This is a genomic window from Pseudarthrobacter defluvii (assembly GCF_030816725.1).
GTDB classification, from domain to species: domain Bacteria; phylum Actinomycetota; class Actinomycetes; order Actinomycetales; family Micrococcaceae; genus Arthrobacter; species Arthrobacter defluvii_A.
In genome coordinates, this window is sequence record NZ_JAUSYG010000001.1 from 4073118 (window position 1) to 4096506 (window position 23389).

Consider the following 23389-nt stretch of genomic DNA (forward strand, 5'->3'; position numbering starts at 1 on the left):
GCTCCCAGTTGCTGCGCAGGCTTGCTGCCTAGGATGGGCTGGTGAAAGAACGGGTACTTCCAACGCACGACGGCGGGAGGCTGGCTTTGTACAGCTACGGCGCCGAGGATGCGCCGGGCGAAAAGCGGGTGCTGTTGATCGGGGGCGCGTTCCTCACGGCCCTGATCTACCGCCCGTTCTCAGTTGCACTGGCCAAGGGCCTGGGCGACGGGTGGGCGGTGGACGTCTACGACCGCCGGGGCCGCGGCAACTCGTCCGAGCAGCCGGCAGATTACAGTATGGCCACCGAGATCGAGGATGTCCGCACGGTCCTCACCGCCACCGGCGCCCGGAACATCCTGGGCCACAGCCTGGGCGGATCGGTGGCCCTGAACGCCGTCCAGGAATTCACGGGGACCCCGTTCGTCCCGGACAGGCTGGCCGTGTATGACGCTGCGGTGAATATCGACGGCAGCATTGACACCAGATGGCTGGACGGGTTTGAGGATGCGGTCAACAACGGCAAGGTGGGCCACGCGCTGGCGCATATGAAGAAGGCCACCAGCCCGGGCTCGGCTATGGCCAGGATCCCGGAACCTGTCCTCGCGGGCCTGATGGCGGTCCTCTTCCGGACCAAGGTGAACAAAATCTTCCGGCAGGTGATGCCCAGCGGCGTGGGCGAACTGCGCGCCGCCTACGACGAAAAGGACCATGCCCGGGATTTCAGCGTGCTCCCTACCGGCACTCTCTTCATGGCAGGGGGCAAGAGCCCCAGCTATTACAGAGTGACGGCGGAGCGGCTCCACGCCGCGGTGCCGGGGAGCACCTACCAACTGTCCCCCAAGTGCTTCCACGGGTCCGTCCCGGCAGCGGTGAAGGATCTCGTGGACGCCATCGGGGCGTACTTCAAGGATGACCGCCCGGACGGGGACTCCCGTACGGACGCCGCCGGCGCTGTCCCCGTTCCCCGCGGCTGAACGTGCCGCTGAGACGCATCCGTTATGCCCCCGCCCAGCTTGCTCGGCTAGGCTCGGAACATGACGCGAGAGAACATCAGGACCCCCGACGGCGGCACTGTGGAACTCTTTTCCACCGGAGTGGACCTGGCTTCGGCAGGTTCGGGTGTGGTGGTGGTGCCGCCCTCCATGGTGACGGCCGCGGACTACACCAGGTTCGCGCAGAAACTGAGCGCGTCCCTGGGGCGGCCGGTGCATACTTTCAACCGGCGCGGCCGCGGTTCGTCGTCGCCACAACCTGAGGACTACACGCTGGACGTGGACATTCGGGACCTCGCTGCCGTGATGAAGCACACCGCCAGCACGGACGTCTTTGGCCACAGCTTCGGCGGCGCCGTGGCCCTGCACGCCGCGCGGACCCTCCCGGTGGAACGGCTCGCCGTCTACGATCCCGCGGTGTCCGTGAACGGCAGCGTCAGCGCCGACTGGATTGGGGAGTACGAGCGCGCCATCGCCGCCGGAGACGATGACCGCGCCCTCGCCGTGATCCAGCGGGGGCTGGAAGCCGGCGGCGCATTCTCCTCACGGATGCCGCTGTCCATGCTCACCCTGGCCAACAAGCTGACCGCGGGCACCACTGAAGGCAAGCAGCAGCGCGAACTGATGCGCACGGGCGTCCGCGAGATCAAGGCCATCATCGCCGCGGACATGCCCGCCGAGCCGTTCCTCGATTTGCCCCTGGAGACGCTGATTGTGGTGGGCGAAAAGAGCCCGGCCTACTTCGGCATTGCCTGCGGCCAGATCCACGACGTGCTCTCCGGCTCCAGCTACACCATCCTGCCCGGTTTTGGTCACGACGGCGCCATCAAGGCACCGGAAAAGCTGATCAAGGAACTGAGCGACTTCTACGCCGGCTGACCCAACTGGCTTCAGTGGGCAGGACCGTGGCCCGGGCCGGCACCTTCGGTCTTGCGCATCATGGCAGAGAGCACGACGGCGGCAAGGGAGATGGCGGTTGCCGTCATGAAGGCGGCGCTCATCCCTGCGACGAGCCCGGAGGCGGCACTCACCACGGCGAAGATGGACACCAGCAGTGCTGTACCCGCAGCGCCGGCCACCTGCTGCGTGGTGCTCATGATCGCCGAGCCGTGCGAGTACAGGTGCGGCGGCAGCGGGTTCAGGCCGGTGGTGAAGGCGGGGGTGAACAGCAGCGCGAGGCCGAAACTCAGCCCGACATGCAGGGTGACGATCCACCAAACCGGCGTGCCGGCGTCGAGCATGGAGAACTGCCAAAGGGCCGCCACCATGAGGATGGACCCGGTGACCGTGAGCGGAAGCGGGCCCACCTTGTCGAATGCACGGCCAATGACTGGACCCAGCAGGCCCATGGCCAGGCCGCCGGGAAGCAGCGCCAGGCCGGTTTCCAGCGAGCCGAGGCCGCGGACCTCCTGGAGGTACAGCGGCAGCAGGATGACCCCGCCGAACAGGGCCATCATGGCCACCACCATCAGCAGGACCGAGACGGTGAACATGCGGAAGTGGAACGCCCGCAGGTCCAGCAGGGGCGCAGCGGCCTTCTGCAACCGCACCTGGCGGAGCACGAAAACCGTGAGTGCAGCCACACCGATCACCAGCGCCGCAATGGCGCCGGCGCTCGGACCGGCCTGGCCGCCGTGGCCGCCGCCGATCTGGCTAAGCCCGTAAACCAGGCCGCCAAAGGCGGGAACGGTGAGGACTACGGACAGGAAATCGAGCTTTCCCTTCTCCACCTCGCCCACGTTGGTGAGGTACTTCGCACCGATGGCCAGCGCGGCGAGGGCCACAGGCAGGACGAAAACGAACATGAAGCGCCAGGTGAAGTGCTCCAGGATCAGGCCGGAAACGGTAGGGCCCATGGCGGGCGCAACCGAGATGGCGATGCTCACGTTCCCCATAACGGCGCCGCGCTTGGCCAACGGGACCAGGGTGAGGATGGTGGTCATCAGCAGCGGCAGCATGATGGCGGTGCCGCCGGCCTGGACGATGCGGGCCAGCAGCAGGACCTCGAAGCCGGGGGAAACTGCGGCGAGCGCCGTCCCGCCGGCGAACAGTCCCATGGCGAGCATGAAGACGGCGCGCGTTGAGAGGCGCTGGAGGATGAAGCCGGTGGTGGGGATGACCACGGCCATGGTGAGCATGAATCCGGTGGACAGCCACTGGACGGTGGGTGCGTCAACGCGGAGATCGACCATCAGCCGCTGCAGCGCGACGTTCATGATGGTCTCGTTGAGGATCACCACAAACGTCGCCACCAGCAGCGTGCTGATGATGGTCACGGATTCCCGGGACATCTTTTCCGGTGCAGCGGCCTGGGTTCCTTGGCGGACTCCACCGCGGATTTCGTCGCGGGTTCCTTCGCCTTGGACGGACTGGCCGCCGGCGTTCGGAGAGACTTCGGTAGACATGGGTGTTCCCTCAGGGGTGTTTTTGAAAGTGATGCGCGGTCGGCGCCGCTGCAGATTGCAACACTCTACCCGCTGGAGTAATTCCTCCATACGGGTTTAAAAACCCTGAGGGAACTTTAGGGGTCAGGCGGTCTGGCCTGCGTGCTGGCCTTCGGAGATCTCCTCCACCAGCTTGTTGTTGAAGGCCGGGAGGTCATCCGGGTTACGGCTGGTCACCAGGCCCTGGTCCACCACCACCTCCTGGTCCGTCCAGTTGGCGCCCGCGTTCTTCAGGTCCGTTTCCAGGGTGAAATAGGACGTGACGTTGCGGCCCCTGATGACGCCGGCCTCGATCAGCAGCCACGGACCGTGGCAGATCGATGCCACGGGCTTGTGCTGTTCGAAGAAGCTGCGGGTGAAGCTCTGCGCGTCCTTGTCGACGCGCAGGTGGTCTGCGTTGACGACGCCGCCGGGGAGTACCAGGGCGTCGAAGTCGGAGGCGCTTGCTTCGGCGACCGTAAGGTCGACGTCGAAGGTGTCACCCTTCTCCGTGCCGTTGTAGCCCTGCAGCTTGCCGCCCTTGGGAGCGACCAGGGTGGGTTCTCCGCCGGCGTCCTTCACGGCCTGCCAGGGGCTGGTGAGCTCTACCTGCTCCACGCCGTCAGTCAGCAGGAATGCTACCTTCTTGCCTGCGATGCTGTGCTCTGACATTGTTCCTCCTCGCCTGAGGCGGTCCGCGGCCTTCACGCGCGCGGCAACCGCCCGAGAGTTGATTGCCTGACATGTTCCAGCCTAGGAAAGCTGAAAGTAATAAGCAAGCTGACTATTGGCCGTTCGCCCCATCGAACACAGGCACCGAAGACCGGAGTCAGGAACTCAGCGGAACATTGTCTATCAGCCGCACCGGGCCCACCTTGGCCGCGATGAGCGCCAGCGCCTCCCCGCGGAAGGGAGTTTCCCGGCAGTTCTCCGCGAGCGGCTCGAGGGTGTCCGGATCCACCACGTCGAAGTAGTCCAGCTGCACCAGGGGCTGGGACTCAACCATCGCCAGTGCCGTATCAAGGTCCAGCGGCTCGTGGGCGTTTGCCCGCTCCTCGAGCAGCCGCAGTGCCCTGGACAGGACCAGCGCGGCGTCCCGCTCGTCGTCGGACAGGAACCGGTTCCGGCTGGACAACGCAAGGCCGTCGTCGGCCCGGACCGTTGGCACGCCCACGATCTCCACCGGGAAGTTGAGGTCGTGCGCCATCCGCCGGACCAGAGCCAGCTGCTGCGCGTCTTTCTGCCCAAAGTAGGCGCGGTACGCCGGCAGGCTTCCGCCGGCAGAACCAGCGGACCCGGCCCGAAGACCAGCCGCCGGCATCCCGTAGTGCAGCAGCTTGGCAACAACAGTCAGGGCGCCGTCGAAGTGTCCGGGCCGGGAGGCGCCCTCCCACTTCTCCCCCAGGCGTCCTGAGGTGATCCGCACCAGGGGCTCCCCGCCGGGGTAGACCTCCTCCGCGGAGGGCGCGAAGGCCAGGTCCACGCCCTGTGCCTCCAACAACTCAAGGTCCGCGTCAAGAGTCCGGGGGTAGCGGTCCAGGTCCACGGCGTCGCCGAACTGCAGTGGGTTGACGAAGATGCTGGCCACCACTACATCGTTGTCCTCGACGGCGGTGCGGGCCAGCGCCGCATGCCCTTCGTGGAGTGCGCCCATGGTGGGCACCAACCCCTGTGACCTGCCCTGCGTGGCGTTGAGGAGCCGGGCACTTTCGGCGTGCAGGCCGGCCACGGTGGTCACGAGTTGCATGGACATTCAGTCCTCCTTCGGATCGAGGGCCTGGTGCAGCCCCTTCAGCTGGTCAGGTTTCAGCAGGCCGCGCGCTTCGGCGCGCAGGGCTGTGGCGCGTGCCATCGCAAGGTAGGCCTCCAGCACGTCGCCGTGCCCGCCGGCGTCGAACTCCCGCAGCGCCTCGGCATGCGCACGGACCGTTCCCACGTCCCCGCGGGCCACCGGGCCTGTCAGCGCAGACTCGCCCGAGGCCAAGGCGTTCTCCAAAGTGGCCCTCAGCAGCGGCCCCAGCATGCGCTCGGGTGATTCCACACCCACCTCACGCAGCAGCTGCGACGCCTGCGCCACCAGGGTGACGAGGTGGTTGGACCCGTGGGCCAGGGCAGCGTGATAGAGCGTCCTGTCCGCCTCGGCGATGGCCACGGGCTCGGCCCCCATCTCCACTACCAGCGCCTGGGCGATGGGCAGCATGGGTGCATCGGCCGTCACGCCGAAAGTGCAGTCCAGCAGCCGGGTGAGGTCCAGGCTCATGCCGGTAAAGGTCATGGCCGGGTGCAGCGCCAGGGGAACAGCGCCGGCGGCCCGCACCGGGTGCAGCACCCCGACTCCGAACCGGCCGGACGTGTGCGCCACCAACTGGCCCGGCTGCCAGGCTCCGAGCTTCGCCAGTCCTTCCACCAAATCCGGTAGAGCGTCGTCCGGCACCGCCAGCAGCACCAGCTCCGCGCGTTCAACGATGTCCTGCACTTCCAGGATGGGCACCCCGGGCAGCAGGGCGTCGGCCCGTTCCCGGCTGGCATCGGAGACCGCCGACACCCCGACGACGGCGTGCTCTGCCGCGCGCAGGGCGGCGCCAAGCACCGCCCCCACTTTGCCGGCGCCGATGATTCCGACACCGAGGCGTCCGGGCTTAGCCATGCTGCTGGCCTTCCTGTTGGTAAGGGGTTCGGGCTTCCCTGGGCGCCGCGTCGGGCACTGGAGTGCCAGGCAAGGCAGTTCCGGGCAAGAGGGTTTCAGCCTGCGGTACAGCAGGCACGGGTGCACCGGGTAACGCCGTGGGTGCCCCTGCCGGAACAACCTGCCGCAACCATTGTTCGGTGGTTTGCCGCTTCCGGGCCAACCGGGCGCGTTCCGCCTGCTCGTCGAAGAGTTGCCGGGCCTCGTCCAGCCCCGCCTGGGTCAGCCGCGGGGCGACCGGCCCGGCGGTGGTGTGCAGCACCAGGTCCGCCACCCGGAACCGGCGCGCTACCGGCCCCTGGTGAAGCGCCATCGACTGCGTCCGCTGGTGCGGAACGACAACAAGCTCCCGCCACCAGCGCCCGGAGCGGATCAACAGGGCCGTGTCCGTGGCGGCAAAACCGTTCCGCCGCCACGCCAGGGGCGCCAGCAACCGTGCGCGCCTCGGTGTGGTGACAAAGCCGCCGTCGGAATCCCTGCCCCCAAGCCCGGCAGCAAACACCGCCTCCGGTTGGTGGGTTCCGGGGTCCGGCAGGACCAGCGAGAGCATGGCCAGGACGTCGGCGAACTTGCCCACCGGCAGGAGGATGGTCCTGGTGTTGCCTTCGGCCGCGTTGCCTGATGTCCCGTAGCCCGCCACGTTCACCTGCATCCGGTACCAGCCGAAAGGACGCCAGAGCGGCGGCTGGGCGATCTTCACTGCCTGGATCCGTCCCGGCGGCAGTGTCTGCGCTTGGGTGTCCAGCAGCCCGTACCGCAGCCGGATGCCGTCGGGGGAGATGGCTGCGGTGAAGTTGTACCCCTTGTTGAAGAAGTTCCAGTAGCTGGCCGCGAGGCCCAGCGCGGCGGGCACCAGGTAGAAGTAGAAGGCCCGGTTGTCCGTCACCGCTGACAGGACCACCGAAGCGGCGCCGGCCACCACGATGAAGAAGCTCTGCTCGCTCAGCAGCAGCGATCCGATAAGGCGCGACGGCGGCAGGGCAAGCACCACAATCTCCGGCGCCTCAGGTGCGGGCTGGGTGAGCTGCTCCGGACCGGCCGCGCCTCCGGGGCCAGCTTCCCCTGGGGCACCCGCACCGGCACCGGAGAGGTAATCAGTACCGGCACCGGCGCTGGCCCCGGAAGCACGCGCCAGGATGGTGGCCCGCAGCTGGCGGGCGTCGGCTATCTTCAGGTAGGCCAACCGCACCGCCGATTCCCCGGCGTCCGCCACCTCGAACTTGAGTTCGGCAAGGCCGAAGATGCGGGCCAGCAGCGGCTGCACAATGTCGATTGCCTGCACCCGGTCCAGCCGCGCCTGCCGGTGCTGGCGGAAAAGGAGCCCGCTGTTGACCCGGACGTAGCCGCCCGACACCTGGTATTTGGTGAAGTACCAAGTCAGGACGAATCCCAGCACCGCCACAGCCAGCACCAGCGCGCCGCCGCCCAGGAGCCACGGGGCACGCCTGGCGAACCCCTCCTCGAAAACGGGTTGGCCCTGCAGGGACCGCTCAAAAAGGTCCCTGCCAAAAAAGAACGTGATGGCGGCCAGCGCAACCCAGCCGCGGACGAAAGGCGAGGCGGGATGCACACGCCGCCATTCGCCGTCGGGCATCCTGTTGCTTTCTGCGCCGGCTGCGGCAGGAGGGAGCACGGGCTGCCCGGGGAACTGGCCGTCAGCGGTCACAGTCCTGCCAGCCTGGCTTCACCGCGGGCGGCCAGCTGTTCCCGCAGCCGCGCGCCCTCTTCAGCCGGAAGGCCGGGGATGCGCGCGTTGGTGCCCGGCGACGCGGTGTGGAGCTTAACGGTGCACAGGCCCAGGCTGCGCTCCACTGGTCCCACGGCGATGTCCACGTACTGCATCCGGCCGTACGGCACGGCCATGGTGCGCTGGAAGAAGATGCCGCTCCTGACCAGCAGGTCGGCATCGCGCTCGGCGTAGCCGATGGCCCGGACCTGCCGCGGGATAAGCACCAGCCGCCACACGGCGACCAGCAGCATGACGGCCGGAACGGTGATGGCCAGCCACAGCGGGGGCCACCGCCACCATCCCAGGAGGACAAACGCCAGCGGTGCGGACAGCACCAGGACCGCGGCAAGGTTGGCCAGGGCCCATTCCACCAAACGGACCCTTATGTATTGGGGTGACACGCGCTGCCAGGCGATACCCGGCGGGTCAATCGCCTCGGTACGCATATTCGCCTTCCCCAGCCGCCTCGCCGCGGGCAGGGCGGCCCTTTTTACCGTCCAGGTTGGGGTCGCTGTCCTCGGGCGGAATCTTGCAGAAACGCTCCACAATGAGCCCCACCACGATCATCACCAGGCCGCCGCCGGCCATGGCCAGGGCCAGCCAGGTGATCCCCTGGTCACTGCGCATGCTCCAGATCCGGAGCTGGTCCAGGAAGATGCCGATGTGCCAACCCAGCAGCACTGTGCCGGCGTACGCGCAGGCCTGCGCCAGGACCAGGGTCCGGGCGGCCATGAGGGGATCCAGCTGGGTCTTTTTTGCCGTGCTGTTGGGTTTGTGGCTGTTGCGCCACCTCAGGATCCGGATGCCCAGGATCAGCGTGATGATGACGATGACGCCCATGGTGGCAAGCGCGGTGGCAGGCAGGACGGGCGTGGCCATGCTGTACCGACTGGTGACCACTGTGGCCGACCAGCCGGCGACCGTGAGGATGACGCAGATCAGGAGCAGGCGCAGGGGGTTGATGGGGTTCATCGCTCCTCCACCGCTCCCGCCGTCGGCATGCCGTCAAAGTCCCCGAAGCCATCGAACGGTGCCAGGTCGGCAAAGTCGTCGGCCCGGGCGGCCAGGGAGCTGATCCGTTCGCCATTCAAGGTGGCGGCCGGTTCGATCAGTGACCACGGGTAGAGGACGAACGCCCGTGACGCAGCGCGGGGGTGCGGGAGCGTCAGGGTGGGGTCGTCGCTGCGGAGGTCCCCGTACGTGATGATGTCGACGTCGAGCGTCCGCGGCCCCCAGTGCACCTCGCGGACGCGGAGGTGCTTGTTCTCCACGGCATGGCAGTGTTCCAGCAGTTCCAGGGGCGTCAGGCTGGTTTCCACGGTGATGACCATGTTCAGGAAGTCAGGCTGCCCGGCAGGGCCGCCCACGGCTTTCGTCTGCACGATGGGCGAGACGGCCAGGAGGCGCACCTCCGGCGGATCCACCAGGTCCGCCACAGCCTCCGTCAGGGTCTCGTTCCGTTCACCAAGGTTGCTGCCGAGGGCGAGCACCGCCTTGGTGTAAATGCCGTTCATGCGCCGGGCCCGGACACCACGCCGGCAGGGACACGTTCCCGGCGGACGGTAACCGCAACGTCCCCGAACGGAACCTCGATGGGGGCCTGGGGCTTATGGACGGTGATTTCCACCGCCTGGAGCTTGAATTCCGCCAGGAGGCTGTCCGCGATCCGCACCGCGAGTGCCTCGATGAGATTCAGGGGTTCTCCGGAGATCCACTCGGTGATGCGCCGCGCCACCTCGCCGTAGTGTGCCGTGTCCCGCACGTCGTCGGACTGCGCCGCTTCGGTGAAATCCAGGCAGAGCACGGCGTCCACCACAAAGGGCTGGCCCTCCCGGCGTTCGAAATCGAAGACGCCGTGGTGGCCCACTGCGGTCACTCCGGTGAGCGTAATCCTGTCCATGGGTCCCCCGGCCCTATTGCGTTTTGGGTACGGCTGCTGCTGTGGGTACGGCCGCCATGCGCGCGGCCACCTTGACGGCGTCAAGGCTTGACCCGACGTCGTGTACGCGGACAGCCCAGGCACCCCGGAAGGCGCTGATGGCCGTGATCGCCGCCGTCGCCCCGTCCCGTTCCTCGGGAGCGGCGGCCTTCCCGGCGACCGTGAGCAGGGTGCCCAGGAAGCGCTTGCGGGAGGCGCCCACCAGCACCTTGTGGCCCAGGCTGTCCAGCTGGTCCAGGTGCTGCAGCAGTTCCCAGTTCTGGGCATCGTTCTTGGCGAAGCCCAGGCCCGGATCGATGATGATCTGTTCCGGGCTGACACCGGCGGCATACAGCTTGTCCCGCACTCCTGCCAGCTCGGCCACCACTTCCCCGGCCACATCCGTGTACTGGGCAAGCGAGTTCATGGTCCGGGCGTCCCCGCGGCGGTGGGTGAGCACGTACGGCACCCTGGAGGCCGCCACGAACTCGGCCATTTCCGGTTCAATGCTCAGGCCGGAAATGTCGTTGACGATGGCGGCGCCCGCCCTGACTGCCGCTTCGGCGGTGGCGGCGTGGGTGGTGTCGATGCTGACCAGCGCCCCTGCCTTTACCAGGGCCTCGATTACGGGCAGCACCCGGCGCTGCTCTTCGTCGGGGCTGACGTCATCCGCGCCCGGGCGGGTGGACTCGCCGCCGACGTCGATGATGTCCGCACCGGCGTAGAACATCCTCAGGCCGGCGGCGATGGCCGTATCTGCCGTGGTGTGTTTCCCTCCGTCGCTGAAGGAATCCGGGGTGACGTTCAGGATGCCCATGACCAGGGTCCGGCCGCTGGGCAGCTCTTCGAAGCGCGCGGCCGGCCGGGGCTTGCGCAGGATGGGCAGCGGGGAAGTTGCGGGCCCCGTTCCGGGGGCTGCAGCGAGTGAATCCATGGTGTGTGGTTACCTTCCGAGGATGAGGCTCATGGCTTCGGCACGGGTGGCCGGGTCATGAAGCTGCCCGCGGACCGCACTGGTGACGGTCTTCGCTCCGGGCTTGCGGATGCCGCGCATCGACATGCACATGTGCTCGCATTCAACGACGACGATGGCGCCGCGGGGTTTGAGGTGGGTGACCAGCGCTTCGACGATCTCAGTGGTGAGCCGCTCCTGGACCTGCGGCCGGCGTGCGTAGATGTCCACCAGCCGGGCCAGCTTGCTCAGCCCAGTCACCCTGCCGTCGTGTGACGGGATGTAGCCGACGTGGGCCACACCGTGAAACGGCACCAGGTGGTGCTCGCAGGTGGAATAGAAGGGAATGTCCTTGACCAGGACCAGTTCCTCATGGTCCAGCTCGAAGGTGGTGGAGAGGACCTGCGCCGGATCGTGGTGCAGTCCGGCAAAAATCTCGGCGTACGCCTTCGCCACCCTCTTGGGGGTGTCGAGGAGGCCGCCGCGGTCCGGGTCCTCGCCAATGGCGAGGAGGATCTCGCGGACGGCAGCCTCGATTCGCGGCCGGTCCACCTTTTGGCTTATCGAATGGTGGGAACCGTCCTCCGCCAGGTATCCGGCGGAGGCGGGAACGTCGTCGTCGTCGAAGGAAGTCACAGGGAAAGCTTAGCCGCGAAGGGTGTCAGGCCCCGAGTCGGTGACCCCGCCCTTGAAGGGTGCATCCTCCGGAACGCCCTGCGGATGCGGCGGCTGCGCGTCCAGCGGCTCGTCCAGCCGGGCCTGCTTCGCTTCTTCCTGCGCTTCACGCTCAGCCCGCTCACGGCGGCTCTCCACCGGCCCCGTCAGCTGCACGGGACGGGTTTGCTTGGACAGCCACACCTCGCGGAAGTCGCGCTTGCGCACGTCCCGGAAGATGTCGGCAATCTCGGCCTGGTTGAGGGTTTCGCGCTCCAGCAGCTCAAGGGCCAGGTAGTCCAGGATGTCCCGGTTCTCGGTAAGGATTTCGTAGGCCTCGTCATGGGCCTGCTCAATCAGGCGGCGCACTTCCTCATCCACGACGTATGCGATCTGGTCCGAGTAGTTGCGCTCGTGCCCGGCGTCGCGGCCCAGGAAAGGTTCGCCGCCGCCCTGTCCAAGCCGGACGGCGCCGACGCGTTCGCTCATGCCGTACTCGGTGACCATCTTCCGGGCCGTGCCGGTGGCCTTCTCGATGTCATTGGACGCGCCGGTGGACGGGTCGTGGAACACGATCTCCTCGGCCACGCGGCCGCCCATGGCGTAAGCCATCTGGTCCAGGAGCTCGTTACGGGTCACGGAGTACTTGTCGTTTTCCGGAACCACCATGGTGTAGCCCAGGGCACGTCCGCGGGGCAGGATGGTGATCTTGGTGACCGGAGCAGAGTTCCGCAGGGCAGCCGCCACCAGGGCGTGGCCGCCTTCGTGGTACGCGGTGATCTTGCGTTCATGTTCCTTCATGACGCGGCTGCGCTTTTGCGGGCCCGCCATGACCCGGTCGATCGCCTCGTCCAGGGCGCGGTCATCAATCAGGTTGGCGTTGGAGCGGGCGGTGAGCAGCGCCGCCTCGTTCAGGACGTTGGCGAGGTCCGCGCCGGTGTAGCCCGGCGTTTTCTTGGCTACGGCCTTGAGGTCCACACCGGGTGCCATCGGCTTGCCTTTGGCGTGCACCTGCAGGATCTGGTCACGGCCGATCAAGTCCGGCGCGTCGACGCCGATCTGGCGGTCGAAGCGGCCGGGACGCAGCAGTGCCGGGTCCAGGACATCGGGCCGGTTGGTGGCGGCGATCAGGATCACGTTGGTTTTGACGTCGAAGCCGTCCATCTCAACCAGCAACTGGTTGAGGGTCTGTTCGCGCTCATCGTTGCCGCCGCCAATGCCTGCACCGCGGTGGCGGCCGACGGCGTCGATTTCATCCACGAAGATGATGGCCGGCGAGTTGGCCTTGGCCTGTTCAAAGAGGTCACGGACGCGGGAGGCGCCGACACCTACGAACATTTCGACGAAGTCCGAGCCGGAGATGGAGAAGAACGGTACGCCGGCTTCACCGGCAACGGCACGTGCCAGCAAGGTCTTACCGGTACCCGGAGGGCCGTAGAGCAGCACGCCCTTGGGGATCTTGGCGCCAACGGCCTGGAACTTGGCCGGTTCCTGCAGGAATTCCTTGATCTCCTGCAGTTCCTCCACGGCTTCATCCGAACCTGCGACGTCGGCGAAGGTCACCTGCGGCATGTCCTTGCTGACCATCTTGGCCTTGGACTTGCCGAACTGCATGATCTTGGAGCCGCCGCCCTGCATGCGGGTCATCAGGAACCAGAAGAGGGCGCCCAACAGGATGACCGGGATCAGAAGGGAGAGCAGGCCGGAGAACCAGTTGCTTTCAATCGGCTGGTCCGTAAAGCCCTGGGCGGGCTTGGCGTCGGTGACGGCCTTCACCACGTCCTGCGCGCGGGCATCCACGTAGAAGAACTGGACGCTCTTGCCTTTGTCCTGCCCATCCAGCTGCAGGTTGTCCTTCAGCGTGAGGTCGACGCGGTTCTCACCGTCGAAGATCTTGGCCTGCTCCACCTTGTTGCCGGAGAGCAGTTCCAGGCCCTTGTCCGTGTCGATCCGGGCCGCACCGCCGGGGGCGAGCGTTGCAAAAGCCACGAGGAGCAGACCGACCACAATGACGATCCAGATGCCCGGGCCTTTGAAGAAGTTCTTAGCTTTCATCTGTTCGGGGGCTGGCCCCGTCCCTTCCGGTAGTGCTTCACGGCGAGTACTCTGCGCACGTGATGGTGCTGCGTCAGCTTCTAGCTATACACCGTCCGGAGTACATCACGCACAGCGAAAAGCAAAAGTTCCCTGTGGGCGTAGCGTGGCGCATCCGCCCGCCGCCTGCTGTTGGAAGGGTACATGCAGGGGTCCGGGCGGGCATTTTCCGCGAGATGGCATTTGACGGCAGTCCCGGGCGGCAACATTGCCGTGAACTGCCATCTCGCGGGAAGGGGTTACTCGTAAACGTGCGGGGCCAGCGTGCCCACGAAGTCCAGGTTGCGGTACTTTTCGGCGTAGTCCAGGCCGTAGCCCACCACGAACTCGTTGGGGATGTCATAGCCGACGTACTTGACGTCGATCTGCACCTTGGCGGCGGTGGGCTTGCGGAACGCGGTGCAGATCTCCACCGAGGCAGTCCCGCGGGACTCCAGGTTGGTCTTGAGCCAAGAGAGGGTGAGGCCGGAGTCGATGATGTCCTCCACGATCAGCACGTCCTTGCCCATGAGGTCCGTGTCCAGGTCCTTGAGGATGCGGACCACCCCGGAGGACTGGGTTCCCGAGCCGTAGGACGACACGGCCATCCAGTCCATGGAGATGTGGCTGTGGAGTGCACGGGCGAGGTCCGCCATGACCATCACCGCGCCCTTGAGGACGCCCACAATGAGGATCTCGCGGCCTTCGTAGTCCTTGTCGATCTGCGCGGCGAGTTCGGTGATCCGCTGCTGGATCTGTTCCTTGGTGTAGAGAACGTGCTTGAGATCTGCCTGGACGTCGTTTGAATCCACCAATGGCTCCTGTTTAGATGCGGGGTGCGACTATTTTGCGGGCGGTTTTTGAGGCCGGAATACTAGCTTCCCACAGCGCGCGCGTTCCCGGGGAACGGAGCCTGCGCGGTCCGGGGCCACCTTGGCGGGGTTGTCCTTCGATTCCTCCAGCTGCGCCAGTGACAGCCGGTATGCACTGACGCCGCCGGGAAGCTCCACCGGACCGGCCGAACCCTGCCGCCGCAGCAGCGCCTCCGCCGCCAAAAGGCGCTGGTAGCTGGGCTGCTGCCCGCCGACGTCGGCCGCTGCCTTGGCGATCACCCGGTACCTGATGGCTGGGGCCAGGGTGCGCAACGCCTCCTCCGGCAGGCTCAGTTCGCTGCCGTCCCGCTCCACGAGGCAGGCGTAGGTGCTTTCCGCCACATCCTCCAGGTAGTCGGCGTCCAGCTGCAGGATGGCAGCGGTGCGGGCCAGGGACTCGGCGACGCCGGGGCCAAGTTTTTCTTCAAGGTGCGGGAGTACCTCAACGCGGGTCCTGGACCGTGCGAACGCGGGATCGGCGTTGGTGGGATCGTGCCAAGGCTCCAGCTCCTCCACGGCGCAGATCTCCTCCGTGTCCGCCCTTCGGAGGCCAAGGAATGGGCGCACCAGCTTGCCGCGGGCCGGACGCATCCCGGCGAGGGAACGCGTGCCGGAGCCGCGGGCCAGGCCCAGGAGTACCTGTTCGGCCTGATCGTCGAGGGTGTGGCCCAGCAGGATCGCCTCCGCGCCCTGTTGTGCCGCGGCGGTTTCGAGGGCTGCATGCCGCGCCTCGCGGGCAGCCGCTTCCGGACCCATGCCGGCACAGGCCACGGTGACGGCGCGGACCTCAACGGGTGAGAGGCCCAACTCCTCCAACGCGTGCGCGGTGCGGGCGGCGATGCCAGCGGATCCGTCCTGCAACTGGTGGTCCACCACCACGGCTCCCACTGTCACAGGGTGCCCGTCCACGTGGCCGCGGCGCGCGAAGTAGGCGGCGACGGCGGCGAGCGCCAGCGAATCCGGCCCGCCGCTGCACGCCACGATGACGTGGCGGGGATAACCGGCGTCGGCCAAGGCGTTCTGCAGCATTTTCCGCGCGGTGCCGACGACGGGTGCGAGCCTTCCGGGCCGGCGGCGTCCGCTGGGAACGGCCGCAGCCGCTGGTGCCTCTTCAGGCAACTGGGCGTCAGGCAATCAGAGGCCCATTCGCTCAAGCCACAGCTTGGCGTCGTGGATCTCGGGCTCGGTGGGCAGGTGGTCCGCCGACTCCCACACCTTGTTAAAGCCATCCATCCCTGCCACATCCACCACGGCGCGGACGAACCTTGCGCCGTCGGAGTACTGGCGCATCTTGGCGTCCAGGCCCAGGAGGCTTCGGATGAACTTCTCGATCACGCCGCGGTCCTTGCCGCGGTCGTTGAAGCGCTGCCGGATGGTCCTGACGGACGGAACGATGCTGGCGTCCACGGCGTCCATGACCACGTTCGCGTGACCTTCGAGCAGGCTCATCACGGCGGTGAGGTGCGAGATGGCGGCCTTTTCCTCCGGGTCCTGCAGCAGGTCCAGGATGGCACCGCGGCGGGGCGCATCCCCGGTTGCCGAGCGGTCCTTCAGGGAGCGGGCGGCAGCGGAAGCACGCTCCATCAGGGAATCAACGTTGCCCAGGAGGTGGCCGCTGAGGTTGTCGATCTGCTCCAGCATGTGGTGGCGCAGCCAGGGTGCAGCGGCGAACTGGACGCGGTGCGTTTGCTCGTGCAGGCACACCCAGAGCCTGAAATCCTCCGGTGTGACGTTGAGCTCGCGCTCCACCGAGACGATGTTCGGCGCCACCAGCAGGAGCCTGCCGCCGGCCGGGGCTGAGGAGTTCTCCGCCAGTGCCGCGAAGGGATCGTACTGGCCCAGGACCTTGCTGGACAGGAAGGCCAGCACGGCGCCCAGCTGGCTGCCGGTGATGGCACCGCTGACGCTGGCCGCGGAGGGGCTCAGGGACCCCCGCCGGCTGTCCAGCATCTTCTGCATGGCGGGCTTGAGCATCACCGCAAAACTCTGGGTATTGGCCTTGGCCCACGATGCCCGGTCCACCACCAGCACGGAGGAGTCGCGCAGGTCGCGTGCCGCTTCCAGCCCGGTGATTTCGTGGACGTGCGGAACAGAGGCATCCGCGAGCCGCCGCAGGCTGTCCACCGCCTCGCCGATGGCCTTTTGGTCGAGCACCGGCCCGGCGGGAGCCAGCCGCGCGGCGGTGGAGGCGGCGAGGTCCCAGTTGATCAGGGCCTGCGCCTGGCTGGGCTGGGACCCATTGGATTGGGCCCCGTTGGACTGGGCTTTTGGGGACATCGTCGATGCGGACTCGCGCGCAGTGGACTCCATGAGTCCCATCAGAACACAGCAGGCTGGGGATCGTCCTTAAGTTCGCTCACCGGCGAACTTGCACAGCGGCTGCACAGGACGCCGAAAACACCGCACCAAGCCCGCGCTAGCGGCAGCCGCAGCCTGCCAAAGCCGTCGCCGCCCGGTCCAGCGCTTCCTTGTTGCCGGCCGCTCCCGGCGTCAGGCCGTTGCCAAGGAACGAGAACACCAGGAGCCGCCCGTCGGCGTCCACGACGTAGCCGCTCAACGCCAGCACGGTGTTCAGGGTGCCGGTCTTGGCCCGCACCAGCCCGGCGCCTCCGGATGTGGTGGCATCCCCGTAGCGCGTGTCCAGGGTGCCGGTGAGGCCGCCCACCGGGAAGCCGTCCAAAGCCGCGCGAAGCCTGGTATCGGTACCGGTGGTGATGGCGCGCACCGCCTCCGCGAACTGGCGGGCAGAAACCTGGTTTCCCATGGCCAGGCCGCAAACATCCACCAGGTTCATTGCGTCCGGGGAAATGCCGGCGGCCGGGACTTCGGCAGCGAGCGCCGCGGTGGCGCCGTCATTGCTGCCCGGGCGGCCCGTGGCTACAGCCGCCATCCGGCCCATGGTTTCGGCCAGGTAGTTGTCCGAGACCTGCAGCATGAGGTTTACCTGCTCCGCCACTGTGGCGGAGTCAGCGGCGGCGAGGAGTGCGGCGTTGGCTTGGGAAGCTCCGGGTGAACGGTCGACGGCGGCCGCCACGGCCAGTCCCGCACCGGCACCTGCCGTACGGAGCCGGGCCGCGAATTCCTGGGCCGCGGCCATGGCGGAGTCCTGGGGGCGGGGGCCGGTGGTGACGGCGGGGTCGAAGCGCGCGGAGTTGAGGGCCAGCGGGTACAGCGGCGCGATTTCGCCGGCCTCCACGTCGCCGGACTGCCAGTTGGGGTTCAGCGCGGGGCCTGTGAAGAGGGAGTCATCCACCAGCACCTTGATCTCGCCGGTGGCGCCGGAGGCCTGCAGCGTGTGCACAGTAGCGGCGGCAAGGGTGGCGAGCCCAGCGTGGCCCATGACCTGTTCGGGCTGCGACTCTGCGGCGCCCAGGAGGACGTCGCCGCCGCCAACCAGCACCACCTGCCCCGGTGCCGGGCCCTGCACCACCTTGGTGGTGAACCGGTGGTCGGGACCCAGGGTTCGCAGCGCGGCGACCGCCGTCAGCAGCTTAAGGTTCGACGCCGGCACCCGGCTTTGCGCGCCGCCCCGGTCAAAGAGGACCTGGCCCGTAAGGGCATCCTGCACCATGCCCGTGAAAGTACCGCCGCCGTCGGCCTTTAACACCGGGTCCACTTGGGCCGTCACCGCTGCCTGCCCGGGCACTGGAGCGGCGGGCTGAAGCGGGGCAAGCACCTGTGGGGCGGAAAGTGTGGCTGGAGCCTGTTGCCAGGCCGGCGCGGTAGGAGCGGGGGCAGGGGCGTCCGGACCCCGGAACCCTGGAGCCACCAGCAGGGCTCCCGGGATGGCAAGGACGATCAGGATCAAGGCCGCCAGCGCCAGGGGCCAGGGCCTGTAAGACCTTTGTTCCACGCTTCCCTGGCGGCTCGGCCGACGGGTGTGCAACGGTTCCGCGCCGGTTGTTTTGGTCATGCTGGTGCCGGTCCTCAAGTCCTGAAATTTCCCCACAAGTTCCTGATTCCAGGGCCTCTCGCTATATCCTCAATTGTAGTCGGCGGCACCGACACTCTTTTTTGTAGGCCAGTCAAGTGTGCCGCGCCCCCTGCAATTGCCGAGGAGCATTCCCATGAAGCACGACGTGACCATCGAGATCCCCAAGGGATCACGCGTCAAGTACGAAGTTGACCACGAGACCGGCCGCGTCCGCCTGGACCGCGTCCTCTTCACCTCCATGCAGTACCCCACCCACTACGGGTACTTCGAGAACACCCTCGGCGAGGACGGCGACCCGCTGGATGCACTGGTGCTCCTGCAGGACTTCGACCTGCACCCCGGCGTCATCGTCGAATCCCGCCCCATCGGCGTGTTCAACATGACCGACGACGGCGGCGGAGACGCGAAGATCCTCTGCGTCCCGGTCGACGCCCGCTTTGACCACATCCAGGAAGTCAGCGACGTCAACGAGTACCTGATCAAGGAAATCGAGCACTTCTTCACCCGCTACAAGGACCTGGAGCCGGGCAAGTGGGTCAAGGCCGAGGGCTGGGGCGACCGCGCCGCCGCCGAAGCCGAGCTGGAAGCTTCCATCAAGCGGTACGTGCCCACCGGGCACTAGTCCCACAAACCACCAGTACGACGGCGGGTGGCCCGGCTTTTCGAAGCCGGGCACCCGCCGTCGTTGTTCCAGGAAGTTGTGGCATCGTGGGGCTGTGAGTTCCGAGCCAGCACTGACGTCCCAGCTACTGTTCCATCCGCCCTGCGGCCCCGTCAGCGGGTGGCGCGACGGCGACGTTGTCCGCGCCACCGGCATCCCCTACGCCAGGGCCCCGCGGTTCCAGCCGCCGGCACAGGTTCCGGACTGGACCGCAGAATTTGCCGCCACGTCCCTCTCCCCCGCGTGCCCGCAGGCGCCGGTCCCGTTCCTCGACGCCGTACTGGGCACCAAATACGGCGAGCTTCCGGGCAGCGAGGACTGCCAGAACCTTTCGATCACCATGCCCGCAGATGTGTTGGCGGACGAAAAACTGCCAGTGATGGTGTGGATCCACGGCGGCTCCTACACCACCGGATCCGGGGACCTTGCGATCTTCGACCCCGCCAGGCTGGTGGCCGAGAACCGGGTCATCGTGGTCTCTGTGACGTACCGGCTCGGCTTGTTCGGTTTCCTGGCGACCCCTGCCGGACGTCCCGGCAACCTGGGGCTCCTGGACCAGCTCGAGGCGTTCCGCTGGGTACAGCGGAACATCGCTGCATTCGGCGGCGACCCCGGCCACGTCACTGCATTCGGCCAGTCCGCCGGCGGTGATGCCATTGCCCACCTGATGGCCACACCCGAGGCACCAAACCTCTTCCGGCGCGCCATCATCCAGAGCGCGCCGCTGGGCATCACCCGGGGGCGGGCGAAGATGAACCACGCCATGGGCATTGCCGCCGAGTCGGTCACCGCGGAGACGCCCGCGATGGAAGTGGTGGAAATTGAGGAGCAGGTCACCCACGTGGCCAAAAAGTTCGGCATGTTGGCCGCCATGCCCTTTGGCACCCAGTACGGCCACGACCCCCTGCCCGAAGAGTCCGGCATCGAGGCTGCCTGGAACCGGACTGCGCCGGCCATCGAGGTGCTGATCGGGCATACCTCGGAGGAGGCCCGGCTGTTCCTCCCACGGAGTCCGCGCCTGATGCGCCTGGCCGGTGTTCCTGTGGTTGGGCCTGCCACGGTCCGGGCCATCGACTGGGTGGTCACCGAAACCGTGTATGGCCGCGCAACCCGCCGTTTCGCCCGCCGCCATGCGCAGGCCGGTGGACGGGCGCACCGCTACGTCCTGCACTGGCACGCACCCGGCAACATCTTCGGCGCTGCCCACACCGTGGACCTGCCCCTGCTGCTTGGCGACCGGAAGACCTGGGACGGCGTAGGACTGATCGCCGGCGCTGACTGGGAGTCCGCGGACATGACTGGCAGGGCGGTGAGGTCATTGTGGGCCCGTTTTGCCCGCGGGGATGACCTGGGTGAGGCTGGCGCCGTGAACGATGCCCTCCACTACCGGCGGGTCTGACAGGAAGCCCGTGAGAACCCTCGGCGTGGACCTGGCGGCCTCGACCAAGAAGACCGCCGTCGCGGTCGTTGAATGGAGCGATGACTGCGCCACGCTGACCCGTTTGGCCCTGGATGTAAGCGACCAGGAGATTGTGGACTTGTTCGGCACCTGCGACATGACCGGCGTCGACTGTCCCGTGGGCTGGCCCGACGCACTGATCCCCTTCCTGACCGGCCACCTGAATTCCGACGCCGGACCCGTCCTTGAGCACGACGGGAGCGCGGGCCGGAGGCTGCTTGCCTACAGGCGCCGTGGCTGGACCTGGGCGGTCACCGGGAGCGAATAGCCGCTTCAGACGACCTGTTCGACGCCGTGATCGCCTCGCTGACCGCCCGGGCCGTGGCCCGCCGTCGTACCCTCCTGCCGGACGCTGCCCACGCAGCAGCCGCCCGCAGCGAAGGCTGGATCCACCTGCCCTCCTGCGGCCTGGACGAGCTCCCGCTTCAGTAGGTCAGCCGCCCAGCTTCCAGTTCCGGATCTCCTCGGGGTCCTCGCCGTGGGTTCGGGTGTGTTCGCGGGCGCGGGCCCGGCGGTCCTGCAGGTCCTGGCGGAGGAGCGACTGCTTCTCGGCCAGACCGGGAACGCGGTCAATCGCGTCGATGGCCAGGGTGAAGCGGTCAATGCCGTTGAGCATGGCCATGTCGAACGGCGTGGTGGTGGTCCCCTCTTCCTTGTAACCGTGCACGTGCAGCCCCTGCTGGTTGGTCCGCCGGTACGCCAACCGGTGGATCAGCGCCGGGTAGCCGTGGTAGGCGAAGATGACGGGCTTGTCCGCGGTGAAAATCCCGTCGAAGTCATGGGCGGGGAGGCCGTGCGGGTGCTCGCTTTCATCCTGCAGCCGCATGAGGTCCACGACGTTGACCACCCGGACTTTGAGCCCCGGCGCACCGACGCGGAGCAGTTCGGCGGCCGCGACGGTCTCCACCGTGGGGACGTCACCGGCGCAGGCCAGGACGACGTCGGGCTCCTCGCCGGGTACCTCGGAGCCGGCGAACGTCCAGATCCCCAGGCCGCGGCGGCAGTGGTTGGCCGCGTCCCCGGGGCCAAGCCACGTGGGCGAGGGCTGCTTGCCGCTGACCACGATGTTCACGTAGTCCGTGGAGGCCAGGCAGTGCTCCATGACCGAGAGCAGGGTGTTGGCGTCCGGCGGCAGGTAGACCCGGATGACCTCTGCCTTCTTGTTCACCGCGTGGTCAATGAACCCGGGATCCTGGTGTGAGAAACCGTTGTGGTCCTGCTGCCACACGTGCGATGACAGCAGGTAGTTCAGTGACGGCACCGGCTGGCGCCAAGGCAGTTTACGGGACACCTTCAGCCATTTGGCGTGCTGGTTGAACATGGAGTCGACAATGTGGACGAAGGCCTCGTAGCAGTTGAAGACCCCGTGGCGACCGGTGAGGAGATAGCCCTCCAGCCAGCCCTGGCACAGGTGCTCACTCAGAACCTCCATCACCCGGCCGGACCGTGCAAGGTGCTCGTCGACGTCGTCAATCCGGTACTGCCACACCTTGTCGGTGACCTCGTAGACGTTCTGCAGCCGGTTCGACGCCGTCTCGTCCGGCCCGAACAGCCGGAAGTTCTCCATGTTCTGCGCGATGACGTCGCGCATCCAGGAGCCCAGCGTCACCATGGGGCTGACGCGCTCGACGCCGGCAGTTGGCACCTCGACGGCGTGGTCCCGGTAGGCGGGCATCTTCAGCGCGCGCCTCAGCACGCCGCCGTTGGCATGCGGCGTGGCACTCATGCGGAAATCACCGGTGGGCGCACCTTCGGCGACGTCGGGGCGCAGCCGGCCATCGCCGTCGAACAGTTCGTTGGGCCGGTAGGACTCCAGCCACTCCTCAAGCTGCTTGAGGTGCTCGCCGTTGGTGTGGACCTCGGACAGCGGCACCTGGTGCGCACGCCACGTGCCCTCCACCTGCAGCCCGTCCACCGTGCGGGGTCCGGTCCAGCCCTTGGGGGAACGCAGGACGATCATCGGCCAGCGGTGCCCGCCCTCCCCCGCCTCTTCAGCGTCCGAATTCTGCCGGTGGGCGTCCTGGATGGCCTTGATATCGGCCAGGCAGCGGTCCAGGACCGCGGCGAAATCACGGTGCGCCTGCTCCGTGTTGTCCGGATCCGCCACTGCCACGAAGTACGGCTCGTGGCCGTAGCCGCGCAGCAGCTGCTCCAGCTGGTCCTGCGGCATGCGCGCCAAGACGGTGGGATTGGCGATCTTGTAGCCGTTCAGGTGCAGGATGGGCAGCACGGCGCCGTCCACGGCAGGGTCCAGGAAGTTGTGCGAGTGCCAACTGGCGGCCAGCGGCCCGGTTTCGGCCTCGCCGTCGCCAATCACGACGGCGGTCACCAGCTGGGGGTTGTCGAACACCGACCCGTAGGCGTGGGCCAGGGAGTACCCGAGTTCGCCGCCCTCGCTGATGGAGCCGGGGCTTTCCGGGGCCGCGTGGCTGGGGATGCCGCCCGGGTAGGAGAACTGCCGGAACAGTTCGGCCAGGCCTGCCTCGTCATTGCCCACGTGGCCATAGATTTCGGAGTAGGTTCCTTCCAGCCAGGCATTGGCGACGACGGCGGGGCCGCCATGGCCGGGACCTGCAACAAAGAGCATCTCGAGGTTGTCGCGGCGGATTGCGCGGTTCAGGTGGGCATAGACGAAGTTCAGTCCCGGGGTGGTGCCCCAGTGGCCCAGCAGGCGGGACTTGGTGTCCTCCGCCTGCAGCGGTTCACGCAGCAGCGGGTTGGACCGGAGGTAGATCTGCCCCACCGAAAGGTAGTTGGCCGCCCGCCACCACTTGTCAACGAGCTCGAGATCCCTCTGTTCGATGCCTTCCTGCCGCACGTCCTCCTGCTGCATCGTGTTCTGCATTCCATCGTGCCCAGTGCTGCCGGCCATAACCATCCTCACGTCGGGTGCCGCTGCAGGCGGCCGTTTCCCCATCGCAACAGATGGAGGGGCAGGGAGGCAACCCCCGCCGTCGGCCCTTGCCTTGTGGGCCTTGGGCCCCTGTAGGGTACTAAGCAAGCTTAGCTTTCGCTGCGGCGGAAGCTGGGAACGTCAATTGTGGGGAGATCGAG

General features: G+C 67.3%; 23 protein-coding genes. 6 read left to right on the plus strand and 17 right to left on the minus strand.

The genetic code is table 11. From position 1 onward, the window contains the following. Positions 1-41 precede the first annotated feature (41 nt). Together QF031_RS19025 and QF031_RS19030 are read left to right on the plus strand one after the other, a co-directional pair. Positions 42-956 carry an alpha/beta fold hydrolase gene (locus QF031_RS19025; RefSeq protein ID WP_307431827.1) on the plus strand — a complete coding sequence of 305 codons (915 nt, stop codon included), beginning with the start codon at positions 42-44 and terminating at the stop codon, positions 954-956. A gap of 60 nt (positions 957-1016) precedes the next feature. Next, positions 1017-1853, plus strand: a complete 837-nt coding sequence (locus QF031_RS19030; RefSeq protein WP_307431830.1) for an alpha/beta fold hydrolase — start codon at positions 1017-1019, stop codon at positions 1851-1853. 11 nt (positions 1854-1864) lie between these two features. Here the strand turns inward: QF031_RS19030 and QF031_RS19035 are convergent, their stop codons facing one another. The 16 genes from QF031_RS19035 to dacB all read right to left on the minus strand — a co-directional run bounded on the left by QF031_RS19035 (position 1865) and on the right by dacB (position 18194). Continuing rightward, positions 1865-3379, minus strand: a complete 1515-nt coding sequence (locus QF031_RS19035; protein ID WP_307431833.1) for a DHA2 family efflux MFS transporter permease subunit — start codon at positions 3377-3379, stop codon at positions 1865-1867. A gap of 123 nt (positions 3380-3502) precedes the next feature. Then, complete coding sequence (locus tag QF031_RS19040) at positions 3503-4069, minus strand: type 1 glutamine amidotransferase domain-containing protein (RefSeq protein ID WP_307431836.1); 567 nt, start codon at positions 4067-4069, stop codon at positions 3503-3505. 157 nt (positions 4070-4226) lie between these two features. Continuing rightward, entirely contained in the window at positions 4227-5150 is a 924-nt protein-coding gene (locus tag QF031_RS19045) for a 4-phosphopantoate--beta-alanine ligase (RefSeq protein ID WP_307431838.1), read from the minus strand. After that, positions 5151-6044, minus strand: a complete 894-nt coding sequence (locus QF031_RS19050) for a Rossmann-like and DUF2520 domain-containing protein (protein ID WP_307431841.1) — start codon at positions 6042-6044, stop codon at positions 5151-5153. Next, entirely contained in the window at positions 6037-7749 is a 1713-nt protein-coding gene (locus QF031_RS19055; protein WP_370874540.1) for a PH domain-containing protein, read from the minus strand. The genes QF031_RS19050 and QF031_RS19055 overlap by 8 nt, the downstream gene beginning before the upstream one ends. Beyond that, positions 7746-8258: a PH domain-containing protein gene (locus QF031_RS19060; RefSeq protein ID WP_307431843.1), complete on the minus strand. Its 513-nt coding sequence runs from the start codon at positions 8256-8258 to the stop codon at positions 7746-7748. Before QF031_RS19060 ends, QF031_RS19055 begins: the two co-directional genes overlap by 4 nt. Then, complete coding sequence (locus QF031_RS19065) at positions 8239-8784, minus strand: DUF3180 domain-containing protein (protein ID WP_307431846.1); 546 nt, start codon at positions 8782-8784, stop codon at positions 8239-8241. The genes QF031_RS19060 and QF031_RS19065 overlap by 20 nt, the downstream gene beginning before the upstream one ends. Next, the gene (gene folK / locus QF031_RS19070; RefSeq protein ID WP_307431848.1) at positions 8781-9326 is read right to left on the minus strand and encodes a 2-amino-4-hydroxy-6-hydroxymethyldihydropteridine diphosphokinase; all 546 of its coding nucleotides are present in this window, start codon (positions 9324-9326) and stop codon (positions 8781-8783) included. Before folK ends, QF031_RS19065 begins: the two co-directional genes overlap by 4 nt. Further along, complete coding sequence (gene folB, locus QF031_RS19075; protein ID WP_307431850.1) at positions 9323-9712, minus strand: dihydroneopterin aldolase; 390 nt, start codon at positions 9710-9712, stop codon at positions 9323-9325. Before folB ends, folK begins: the two co-directional genes overlap by 4 nt. Positions 9713-9725: 13 nt before the next feature. Continuing rightward, positions 9726-10664, minus strand: a complete 939-nt coding sequence (gene folP / locus QF031_RS19080) for a dihydropteroate synthase (protein ID WP_307431854.1) — start codon at positions 10662-10664, stop codon at positions 9726-9728. 9 nt (positions 10665-10673) lie between these two features. Beyond that, complete coding sequence (gene folE, locus QF031_RS19085) at positions 10674-11318, minus strand: GTP cyclohydrolase I FolE (RefSeq protein WP_307431856.1); 645 nt, start codon at positions 11316-11318, stop codon at positions 10674-10676. A gap of 9 nt (positions 11319-11327) precedes the next feature. Beyond that, a complete protein-coding gene (gene ftsH / locus QF031_RS19090; RefSeq protein ID WP_307431859.1) occupies positions 11328-13391 on the minus strand; it encodes an ATP-dependent zinc metalloprotease FtsH in 2064 nt (687 codons plus the stop codon). A 278-nt stretch (positions 13392-13669) separates the two neighbouring features. Beyond that, entirely contained in the window at positions 13670-14221 is a 552-nt protein-coding gene (gene hpt / locus QF031_RS19095; RefSeq protein ID WP_141158593.1) for a hypoxanthine phosphoribosyltransferase, read from the minus strand. Positions 14222-14251: 30 nt separating this feature from the next. After that, a complete protein-coding gene (gene tilS, locus QF031_RS19100) occupies positions 14252-15310 on the minus strand; it encodes a tRNA lysidine(34) synthetase TilS (protein ID WP_307433512.1) in 1059 nt (352 codons plus the stop codon). Between the two features lie 105 nt (positions 15311-15415). After that, entirely contained in the window at positions 15416-16591 is a 1176-nt protein-coding gene (locus QF031_RS19105; RefSeq protein WP_307433515.1) for a zinc-dependent metalloprotease, read from the minus strand. Positions 16592-16697: 106 nt separating this feature from the next. Then, positions 16698-18194, minus strand: a complete 1497-nt coding sequence (gene dacB, locus QF031_RS19110) for a D-alanyl-D-alanine carboxypeptidase/D-alanyl-D-alanine endopeptidase (protein ID WP_307431861.1) — start codon at positions 18192-18194, stop codon at positions 16698-16700. A gap of 154 nt (positions 18195-18348) precedes the next feature. Here dacB and QF031_RS19115 point away from each other — a divergent pair, with 154 nt between their 5' ends. The 4 genes from QF031_RS19115 to QF031_RS19130 all read left to right on the plus strand — a co-directional run bounded on the left by QF031_RS19115 (position 18349) and on the right by QF031_RS19130 (position 20767). Continuing rightward, positions 18349-18837, plus strand: a complete 489-nt coding sequence (locus QF031_RS19115; RefSeq protein ID WP_043450105.1) for an inorganic diphosphatase — start codon at positions 18349-18351, stop codon at positions 18835-18837. A 94-nt stretch (positions 18838-18931) separates the two neighbouring features. Then, entirely contained in the window at positions 18932-20275 is a 1344-nt protein-coding gene (locus QF031_RS19120) for a carboxylesterase family protein (protein WP_307431866.1), read from the plus strand. Between the two features lie 10 nt (positions 20276-20285). Continuing rightward, the gene (locus QF031_RS19125) at positions 20286-20603 is read left to right on the plus strand and encodes a DUF429 domain-containing protein (RefSeq protein WP_307431869.1); all 318 of its coding nucleotides are present in this window, start codon (positions 20286-20288) and stop codon (positions 20601-20603) included. Between the two features lie 26 nt (positions 20604-20629). Then, entirely contained in the window at positions 20630-20767 is a 138-nt protein-coding gene (locus QF031_RS19130; RefSeq protein WP_307431872.1) for a hypothetical protein, read from the plus strand. Position 20768: 1 nt separating this feature from the next. Here the strand turns inward: QF031_RS19130 and QF031_RS19135 are convergent, their stop codons facing one another. Beyond that, the gene (locus tag QF031_RS19135) at positions 20769-23207 is read right to left on the minus strand and encodes a phosphoketolase family protein (RefSeq protein WP_307431875.1); all 2439 of its coding nucleotides are present in this window, start codon (positions 23205-23207) and stop codon (positions 20769-20771) included. Positions 23208-23389: the final 182 nt, after the last annotated feature.